Here is a 10,376-nt window from a genome sequence, read left to right as displayed (position 1 = left end):
AAAGTAATTGTAAGCTGCCGTGAGGCAGTTTCACATGGTTTTAATTAAAAGTATGAATTATTCAGGATTGAGCCTTAATTCTCAATTAAAAGAGACCTATCAACTTTATCAAGACTTACTTTATTGTTCGAAGAAAAACGATTATGAAGGGTTTAAAGACCTTATTTTGATGACGAAAAAACACGAGCTTTCACCTAGTATGGAGACGTCCATTCTTACCTTAAAGAAACACCTACCACGAATTAAAAATACTTTCCAATCTACCTTAAGCAACGGTTCTTTGGAAGGTTCAATTAATAAAATCAAGCTGATTAAACGAATTGCTTATGGTTACAGAAATTTTTATAATTATCGCGATCGTATTCTATTAAGTTTTTCGGATAAAAAAATAGGCAACGAAAACGCCATGGTTTTCGCTGCCTAGATAACAGTTCATTTTAACAAAATATTAGTCATCCACATCATTTGACACAGAGCCTTTTCTTTAAGATAAGCTAGGGCGTTTCTTTCTCATCTTCTTTATCTTCAGGTTTCGTCTCTTCTTTTTCGTTTTCTTTTTCTTCCTCTTTTTTATCGTCTTTGTTTTCTTCTTTTTTCGGCGTTTCTGGTTTTGGCTTAGGTTTCGGTTTAGGAACAACTTTACGCCAGTAATCAGCGTAGTTAGCATCTGTACCACCAATTCCAAAACGGAAACTTAAATCAGCTGGACCATTTTTAGCCCAATAAGAAGTAACGGTTTCACTAGGGGAATTAAATGTAATATTATCAATGGTCATCGTTCCACCTGGTTTGACTCCAGTAAATTTAGAAACAGTATCTTGACGAACGCTAGGATCGATCTTAAAGCTTTGACCTGCACCCATAATATCTGGTTTCGCTTGATAAATCGCATTGGCTAAGTAAGCCATATAAGTCGCGGTTCGTTGTCCAGCTCCTTCATCAGAGGGTTTGCTGTCTTCACGACCAGACCAGCTACTTAACGTAATGGTCGGGGTAGAAGCGACGAGCCAAGAGTCAACGTTAAAATCGGTTGTTCCGGTTTTGCCAATCCAATCTAAATTTCCTAGATTCCAATCAAGGTTACTTAATTGACTGGTAAAATTCGTCGTTAACCCACGATTTAATGCAGTCCGTAATAAATCAGTTGTAATAGAAGCTGCAGTTTTTGAAAAGACTTTAACAGGCTGGGCTTCATGTTGGTAATATGCTTTACCTTCAGAATCGACAATCGATTCAATGACGTAGCCTTCGTGATAGACACCATTATTGGCAATCGTTTGGAAGCCATTGGTTTGTTGTAAAGTGGTAACTTCAGCAACACCTAAAGGAGCCGATTCATATTGCCATGTTGATACATTTGGATAATTCATTTTTGATAAATATTGGTCATATACAGCAGAGGGAGAACCCATGAAATCCCAAAGCGCTTGATAAATATGATAAGCTGGAATGTTATCAGATTGATCGAGTGCTTCACGAACTGTCCGGAACGTTTTTGAACCAGTATTTATTGCGTTTACGATTGGTTTTCCAGCATCTGCGCCATTTTTCCAATTGGTTGGGTAGTCAGAAACACGTGTCTCAGAACCGATAATGCCTTGATCAATAGCCGGAGCGTAAACTAAAGCGGGTTTAATCGCAGAACCAGCTTGACGATGGGAACTAAAAGCATGGTTATAAGGGTTATTTTTGTATTCACGACCGCCGACAAAGCCAATAACTTTCCCAGTTTTGTTATCCATTAGGACGTTTCCGACTTCGATTCTTGCACCAGACCAATTATCTAGATAAGAACCATAGTCGGCCACAGCTTTTTGCATTGCATTGTAAACAGTTTTATCAATCGTTGATTTGATTATATAACCGCCATTGGCCAATTTAGTAAGGGCTTTGTCCATATAAAGTAAATTTGTTTCTTCTTCGGCAAATTTTTCAGCGGTTATCTTATCCTCATCAGCTAGTTTTTTTGAAACAATTTTAGAAGCCTCAGCCATAATTGCTTGGTAGAGATAGTCTTGTGTATTTTTAGTGGCAGATTCTTGTTTTCTAAAATCAGCTACTAGGTCATAGGCAAGTGCCTCTTCGTATTCTTTTTTAGAAATATCATGATTACGATACATACTAAAAAGGATAAAATCTTTTCGTTTTAAGCCATATGATAGGTCAGATTCTTCTTTTAATGCTCCGGTATTTGTAAAAGGACTGTAAACAATGGGACTCTGTGGTAATCCCGCAATAAAGGCCGCTTGCGGTAAATTCACTTTATCGGGTTGCAATCCAAAGATACCTAAAGTGGCTTCTTTGACACCAGCAATATTTTGCCCACGGTTATTACGCCCGAAAGGAGAGACATTTAGATACATCGTAATAATCTCTTCTTTAGAAAAATGTTTTTCAATTTCAGTTGCCAAAATTAATTCATTGGCTTTTCGTTCAAAAGTGGTTTCGTTTGTTAAGATTTGTTGTTTAACAAGTTGTTGCGTTAGGGTTGAACCACCACTACTCCCAAAACCCGTTACCTCAGAAGCAAGCGCCCGTAAAACTGCTTTTGGCACAATACCATTATGCTCATAGAAATATTCATCTTCGGTTGCTACGATGGCTGTCATGATTAGTGGTGAAATTTCTTCATGCTTAACATTGGTTCGTAATAAATCGGATTGAATTGTTGAAACAAGACTATTATCAGCATAAACGATTTTCGATGTTTGTGTTAAATCGCCTAAATCTTGTTGAAATTCTTTTTTATTAGGTAGCTTAATATCTTCAACGAGATAGGTGAAATATCCAATACCAATTCCAGCGCCTAATGCACCAGCAAATAATAGTAAAGACACACCGACTAGAAGAACAGAGTAAACGACCCGGAGTCCAACGTTTAAATAAAACCATCCAGGGGAAGAACTTTTGAATTTTTTTGTTGGTTTCGGCAAATTTGTCACCTCAGTTTTTAAAATTTGAATCCCTACTATTATAACAAAAAATAAATCGAATAGATATAATTGTGCCAAATTTACGAAAGAGCCTTTTCTTTCAAGATGTTTTCAGTTACTATTATCAATGAACATCAATTGTTGGGAGGAAAAAAAATGCAATCAGGTTTTTTTCAAGAATTAAAAGATCGTGGACTGATTCATCAAACAACCGATGAAGTCGCACTAGAGAAACAATTAAATGACGAGTCAGTTAAACTGTATGTGGGATTTGATCCGACAGCCGATAGTTTACACATAGGACATTTATTACCTGTTTTAATGTTACGTCGTTTTCAACAAAATGGTCATGTGCCAATTGCCTTGGTCGGCGGTGGAACAGGAATGATTGGAGATCCATCATTCAAAGATCAAGAGCGTCAGTTAAATACATTGGATACAGTGAAAAACTGGTCTGAAAGTATTAAAAATCAATTGTCACGTTTTATTGATTTTGATGATGCACAAAATCCGGCTATTATTGCTAATAACTACGATTGGTTAGGTAGTACGCTTTTAATCGATTTTTTACGTGATGTCGGAAAAAACTTTACTATTAACTATATGATGAGTAAAGAAAGTGTCAAACGTCGAATTGAGTCTGGTATTTCATATACAGAATTTGCTTATCAATTACTACAAGCTTACGATTTTGTAAAATTATACGAAGCACATGGTTGTTTACTACAACTTGGCGGAAGCGATCAGTGGGGGAATATTACTTCAGGAATCGAATTGTTACGTCGTGAAAAAGAAGTTCAAGGTTTTGGCTTAACAATGCCTTTAATTACAAAAGCTGACGGTACCAAATTCGGTAAAACAGAAGGAAATGCGGTTTGGTTAGATGCAACGAAAACGACACCATACGAATTCTACCAATTCTGGATTAACACTGATGATCGTGATGCCATTAAATTCTTGAAATATTTTACTTTCTTATCTTTAGATGAGATTGCAGCGATTGAAGCAGAATTTATTGCAGCACCAGAAAAACGTGTGGCTCAAAAAGCATTAGCTCAAGAAGTAACAACACTTGTCCATGGTAGCGAAGCTTACGAACAAGCTTTACGTATTTCAGAAGCACTATTTAGTGGTGAAATCAAAGGCTTGTCTGGCGAAGAAATCAAGCAAGGATTTAAAGGGGTCCCAACGTACACGTTTCAAGCAGACGATTCGTTAAATCTAGTTGAAGTCTTGATTAGCGCAAAAGTTGTAACATCAAAACGCCAAGCGCGCGAAGATATTCAAAATGGGGCCATTTATATTAATGGTGAACGTGTTCAAGATTTGACATATGAGATTAGCGACAGTGATAAAATCGATGGACACTCTACAGTGATTCGTCGCGGTAAGAAAAAATATTACTTATTACAGTTTTAATTAAAAAGTGGAATTAATAAAAGTTGAGGCACTGTCACCAAGACATTGCCTCTCTTTCACTTAGAGGATGAAAAAAGAGGAAGAGGAAATTTATGTCAGCAATTATTTGGCAGTCTGTTAGTTTATTTTTTATGATTTTTTTAGGTTTTATAATGAAACGAATTGGATTTTTAACCAAATCGGATGGTACGATGATTGCACAAATCATTATGAATGTCACGTTGCCAGCGGTGATTATTGTCAATTTTGCTACAATCACGATTGAAAAAACGTTGCTCTTATTTACGATTGGGGGTTTTTTGTGGTTTGTGTTGCAATTAACGATTGCTTTTTGCTACACGCGTCATCGTGAGCGAACATCAAAAGTTTTATTTTTATTTGGGACATCCGGGTTTAATATTGGCAATTTCACGTTACCTTTTGTTCAAAGTGTCGCTCCATTAGGTATTCCGCTCGTTTCAATGTTTGATGTCGGAAATAATTTGCTTTTATCAGGAGCAAATAAAATTATTGTCGACCGAATGATTGGGGATTCAAAAAAAATTAAAATTAAAAGCAGTTTGATTAAATTGGCCAAATCAGTACCATTTATGAGCTACTTAATTATGTTTATTATTCGCTATTTTGAATGGAGCTTGCCGGAATTTGTTTTAACTTTAGCTCAACCAGCGGCTGCTTCCAACGTTTTTTTATCGATGTTTATGATTGGTTTATATTTAGAGTTTCGTTTACCAAAGGATTCTATTAAGGAAGTCGTTGAAGTATTATTATTACGTTACGGATTAGGAGCGATCATGATCACATTAATTGCTTTTTCTCCACTTGATAATTTAACAAAATCAATGCTCAGTTTACTGGCATTAACACCGATTCCATTGTTTAGTATTATGTTGGCGGTTGTTTCAGGTGTGAAAGAAGAGGTCTTGGGTTTTGCTGCTTCAATCAGTTTTTTAGTCAGTTTGCCTTTGATGACTTTAGTTTTACTTATTTTCCATTGATAAGACAAGCAAAAGAATTGTTATTTTTGTAGCAATCCTTCATACTCAGAATTAGGATTATTTTTAGGAGGAAAATAGATGTTAATTGGATCACACGTATCGATGAGTGGGAAAAAAATGTTGTTAGGAGCGGCCGAAGAAGCGGCTAGCTATCAAGCGACTACTTTTATGATTTATACAGGAGCACCGCAAAATACGCGTCGCAAGGCTGTGGAAGAAATGAATATTGAAGCCGGTCTTGAATTTATGAAAGCCCACGGCATGAGTAATATGGTCGTTCATGCACCTTATATTATTAATTTAGGCAATACAATTAAACCAGAGAATTTTGGTTTTGCAACACAATTTTTAAGAGAAGAAATTATGCGTGCACAAGCACTTGGTGCGACACAAATCACAATGCATCCAGGTGCGCACGTTGGAGCAGGAGCTGATGCTGGGATTACTCAAATTATTAAAGGGTTAAATGAGGTCTTAACGAATGATCAAATTCCGCAAATTGCGCTAGAAACAATGGCAGGAAAAGGGACTGAAGTGGGTCGTTCATTTGAAGAATTAGCTCAGATAATTGAAGGTGTTACGTTGAATGATAAATTGTCCGTGACTTTAGACACGTGTCATATCCATGATGCTGGCTACAATGTTCGTGAAGACTTTGACGGTATCTTAAATGAATTTGATAAAATTATTGGCTTGGATCGTTTGAAAGTGGTTCATGTTAATGATTCGAAAAATATTCAAGGGGCTAAAAAGGACCGCCATGCCAATATTGGCTTTGGTGAGATTGGTTTTGAGGCGCTAAATAAAGTCGTTCATCATCCACAACTTGTAACGATTCCTAAAATATTAGAAACACCTTATGTTGGTGAAGATAAGAAAAATAAAAAGGCACCATATAAATTCGAAATTGCGATGCTTCAAAGTGGTGTTTTCGATGGGAATTTGTTAGAAAAAATTGAAATGCAAGATTAATGAACGTAAAATCATCATAAACAACTGAATAATTCCGTTTCTTTTGGAAAAGTCTTGGGAAGGACTTTTCTTTTGATTTGATTTCTAGTAAAATGTTTCCTTGAGGGTACCTTTAAGGAAGGAGTGTTACTATGAACGTAGGATTAGCTATTTTATTTTTAGTAATTGGAGCAGCATTGGGTGCAATTGGAGGATTCTTCTTAGCACGTAAATACATGAAAGATTACTTAAAGAAAAATCCACCAATCAATGAAGATATGTTACGCACTATGATGATGTCAATGGGTCAAAAACCATCTGAGAAAAAGATTCGTCAAATGCTACAACAAATGAAAAATCAAAACTAAAGATTTTTAAATGAACGGGCTAAGAGAGCCCGTTTTTTTGTGCAAAGGTTATTATTTTTTACGTTTTGAATCGAGTGATAAGAAAAAACCACCCAAAGAATGGTACTTTCATTCTTGGGAGGTGCCTTATCACCGAGACTTATTAAGAAAATAAGGAGGAGAAATATGTCTATTTTTAGGAAATTAGGTTGGTTTTTTAAAGAAGAAAAAAAGCACTATATCATTGGAGTTCTTTCATTAATGGTTGTTGCTATTGTTCAACTTGTACCACCTAAAGTAATTGGTATTATTATTGATAAAATTGCAGAAGATCGTGTCGATTTAAACTCGGTTTTATTATGGGTTGGTTTATTATTATTATCAGCTGTTGCTCAGTATACCTTTCGTTTTATTTGGCGCACGAATATCTGGGGAAGTGCGGCTCGTTTAGAGCGCAGCTTACGTCGCCAACTATTTCAACATTTTACACAAATGGATCACTTGTTTTATCAAAAGTTTCGTACAGGCGATTTGATGGCTCATGCGACCAATGACTTGTCAGCCATTCAAAACGTTGCGGGGGCGGGAATTCTAACTTTCGCTGATTCGATTATTACCGGTGGAATGACAATCATTGCGATGATTATTTTTGTTGACTGGCGTTTAACATTGATTGCCCTGATTCCGTTACCATTATTAGCGGTTGCTTCGCGTGTGTTAGGTTCTAAATTACACAATGCTTTCAGAAGTTCACAAGCGGCCTTTTCAGATATTAATGATAAAGCTCAAGAGAGTATTACTGGGATGAAAGTGATTAAAACCTTTGGTCAAGAAAAAGAAGATATTGCAGAATTTAATACAAAAGTGAATCAAGCGATTAAAAAAAATGGCCGAGTAAACTTTTTAGAAGCATTGTTTGATCCAACGATTACAATAATTATCGGTCTGTCTTACGTCTTAACTATGATTGTCGGAGGACAATTTATTCTGAAAGACGTTGTGACTGTTGGACAACTAGTTACTTTTGTTAGCTATATTGGTATGCTTGTCTGGCCGATGTTTGCGATTGGACGTTTATTTAACGTACTTGAACGTGGAAATGCTAGTTACGACCGAGTTTCCGATTTACTAAGAGAAAAAACTCATATTGTGGAGACCTTTAATGCGCGTAAATCACCCGCAAAAGGTTCGATTTCAATTGATATTGAAGCATTTATTTATCCAAATGCTGAAGTTGCAGCACTAAAAAATATCAATGTCACAATTAATGAAGGCGATGTTTTAGGAATTGTTGGAAAAACCGGTGCAGGTAAGACAACCTTGTTGAAATTATTAATGCGTGAATATGACAATTATGAAGGCAATATTACCTTCGATAAAGATGATATAAAGCATTATACACTTGATGCCTTACTGCAATCGATTGGCTATGTTCCACAAGATCATTTCTTATTCTCAATGAATATTGCTGATAATATTCGTTTTTCCGATCCAATGTTATCACAAGAAAAAGTTGAAGAAGCAGCCGATTTAGCTGCAATTCATCAAGACATTGAGCAGTTTACAGAAGGTTATGAAACGATGGTTGGCGAGCGTGGCGTTTCCTTATCAGGCGGTCAAAAGCAACGGATTTCGATCGCTAGAGCTTTGATTACAAATCCGGAGTTGCTTATTTTAGATGATGCTTTATCTGCTGTTGATGCAAAAACAGAAGAGGGAATTTTGTCAAAATTAAAACAGCATCGCCAAAATAAAACAACGATCATTACGGCTCATCGTTTAAGTAGTGTGATGCATGCTCAAGAAATTTTAGTTCTCGATGAGGGACGAATTACTGAACGTGGGACTCATGAACAGCTATTGGCAGCTAAGGGTTGGTACCAAAAAATGTGGGAAAAACAACAATTAGAAGCAAAAATAGAAGGAGGCGACCAATAATGCAAAAGCCACAATCAGAATGGGCAAAGTCAATGACTTTTAAAGAACAGTTAAAAGTAATTAAACGTTTGTTTGTCTATGCCAAACCTTTTAGAAACACTTTTATTGTCGCAATTTTATTTGCTATGGCTTTAGCGACGATCAATGCTTTTTTACCGCGAATCTTACAAACATTAATTGACCGTTATTTAACGAATCAAACAGCGACCGTCCAAATTATTTTATTCTTTGCCATGTTGTACTTACTAGGGACAATCTTAAAAGCGGTCATTTGGTTCTTTCAATGGTACTTATATTCATCCGCTTCATTACGTAGCTATCAAAATATTCGAGTGAAGCTATTTGAAAAATTACACACACTAGGGATGCGTTATTTTGATCAGACACCGGCTGGTTCGATTGTTTCGCGTGTTTCAAATGACACGGAAACACTTTTTGAATTTTGGCACGTCTTTTTAACGGTCTTAACCGGTATATTAGCGGTCATTTCATCATTTGTTGCCATGTTTCAAATTAACCAACAAATTGCGACGGGTATTTTATTTTTCCTACCCATTTTAGGTTTTGTCATTTGGTACTATCAACGATTTAGTTCACGGGTCTATCGACAAATGCGTGAGAAATTGAGTCAGTTAAATACAAAATTAAATGAATCGATTTCAGGAATGCAAATAATTCAACAATTCCGCCAAGAAAAACGCTTTGTTAAAGAGTTTGAAAAAACAAATGATGAGTATTTAGCAACGCGTTATGCGATGATTAAAATGAATTCATTGTTGTTAGGACCAATTATTAGTTTACTTTATACGTTTGCTTTAGGGTTTGCCTTAACGGCTTTTGGGATTAATGCACTGAGCTCGCCGGTTGAAGTCGGTTTAATTTATGCATTTGCGACGTATGTTCAAGCATTCTTTAATCCAATGACCCAAATGATGGATTTTTTAAGTACGTTTACAGATGGTGTGGTGGCTGGAAGTCGTGTTTTAAAAATTATGGACGAAACAGAATACACGCCACAACAAAACCCCGGAGCTAACCAACAAATTTTAAAAGGGAAAATTGAGTTTCGTAATGTAACATTCTCTTATGATGGCAAAACAGATGTCCTTAAAAACATTTCTTTTGTCGCGAAACCAGGAGAAACGGTGGCTTTAGTTGGTCATACTGGAAGTGGGAAAAGTTCAATTATCAACGTCTTGATGCGTTTTTACGAATTCGGTCAAGGTCAAATCTTGATTGATGATCAAGACATTCGTGATTTTTCATTGGAGGAGCTTCGTCAAAAAATGGGGCTGGTCTTGCAAGATGCCTTTATGTTCTATGGAAATATTGCGGATAATATTCGTTTGCTAAATACTAAAATTAGCGATGAGGAAGTTGTTGCTGCGGCAAAATTTGTCCAAGCTGACCGCTTTATTGAAAGTTTACCCGGAACGTATCAGGCGAAAGTAATTGAACGTGGCGCTAGTTATTCAAGTGGACAACGCCAACTTGTTTCATTTGCTCGAACAATGGTTACCAATCCCAAAATCCTAGTTTTAGATGAAGCAACTGCGAATATTGATACTGAAACAGAAAGTTTAATTCAGTTAGGTCTAGCCAATATGCGTCAAGGGCGAACAACGATTGCGATTGCTCATCGATTGTCAACGATTCGCGATGCTAATACTATCCTAGTGCTTGATAAGGGAAATATCGTTGAAAAAGGCACGCATGAGGAACTATTAGCAATTGAAGGTTTATACGCGGATATGTATAAGTTACAAAGCAGTGAAGTTTAATTCCAAAAT

8 protein-coding genes are annotated in these 10,376 nt (G+C 36.4%); 7 read left to right on the top strand and 1 reads right to left on the bottom strand.

All coding sequences use genetic code 11. The annotated features are described in order from the left end of the window. The first annotated feature begins 34 nt into the window (after positions 1 to 34). Positions 35 to 424, top strand: a complete 390-nt coding sequence (locus tag ACFO3L_RS08340) for a transposase (protein WP_379965877.1) — start codon at positions 35 to 37, stop codon at positions 422 to 424. A 70-nt stretch (positions 425 to 494) separates the two neighbouring features. Here the strand turns inward: ACFO3L_RS08340 and ACFO3L_RS08335 are convergent, their stop codons facing one another. Further along, positions 495 to 2,942, bottom strand: coding sequence for a transglycosylase domain-containing protein (locus tag ACFO3L_RS08335; protein WP_379965886.1), 2,448 nt, complete (start codon positions 2,940 to 2,942; stop codon positions 495 to 497). 147 nt (positions 2,943 to 3,089) lie between these two features. Here ACFO3L_RS08335 and tyrS point away from each other — a divergent pair, with 147 nt between their 5' ends. The 6 genes from tyrS to ACFO3L_RS08305 all read left to right on the top strand — a co-directional run bounded on the left by tyrS (position 3,090) and on the right by ACFO3L_RS08305 (position 10,367). Further along, positions 3,090 to 4,352, top strand: coding sequence for a tyrosine--tRNA ligase (gene tyrS / locus ACFO3L_RS08330; RefSeq protein WP_379965874.1), 1,263 nt, complete (start codon positions 3,090 to 3,092; stop codon positions 4,350 to 4,352). Between the two features lie 92 nt (positions 4,353 to 4,444). Further along, positions 4,445 to 5,350 (top strand): AEC family transporter, encoded by a 906-nt coding sequence (locus ACFO3L_RS08325; RefSeq protein ID WP_379965871.1) that lies wholly within the window; start codon positions 4,445 to 4,447, stop codon positions 5,348 to 5,350. 78 nt (positions 5,351 to 5,428) lie between these two features. Next, positions 5,429 to 6,322, top strand: a complete 894-nt coding sequence (locus ACFO3L_RS08320) for a deoxyribonuclease IV (protein ID WP_379965868.1) — start codon at positions 5,429 to 5,431, stop codon at positions 6,320 to 6,322. Between the two features lie 131 nt (positions 6,323 to 6,453). Next, positions 6,454 to 6,669 carry a YneF family protein gene (locus tag ACFO3L_RS08315; RefSeq protein WP_379965865.1) on the top strand — a complete coding sequence of 72 codons (216 nt, stop codon included), beginning with the start codon at positions 6,454 to 6,456 and terminating at the stop codon, positions 6,667 to 6,669. Positions 6,670 to 6,834: 165 nt separating this feature from the next. Then, the gene (locus ACFO3L_RS08310; RefSeq protein ID WP_379965862.1) at positions 6,835 to 8,586 is read left to right on the top strand and encodes an ABC transporter ATP-binding protein; all 1,752 of its coding nucleotides are present in this window, start codon (positions 6,835 to 6,837) and stop codon (positions 8,584 to 8,586) included. Continuing rightward, on the top strand, positions 8,583 to 10,367 hold the full coding sequence (locus ACFO3L_RS08305; RefSeq protein WP_379965883.1) for an ABC transporter ATP-binding protein: 1,785 nt from the start codon (positions 8,583 to 8,585) through the stop codon (positions 10,365 to 10,367). The genes ACFO3L_RS08310 and ACFO3L_RS08305 overlap by 4 nt, the downstream gene beginning before the upstream one ends. Positions 10,368 to 10,376: the final 9 nt, after the last annotated feature.

The sequence above is a fragment of the Enterococcus eurekensis genome (assembly GCF_042654605.1).
Lineage (GTDB): Bacteria > Bacillota > Bacilli > Lactobacillales > Enterococcaceae > Enterococcus_I > Enterococcus_I eurekensis.
Note: the sequence above shows the minus strand (reverse complement) of the source record. Positions and strands in the feature narration are given on the sequence as shown.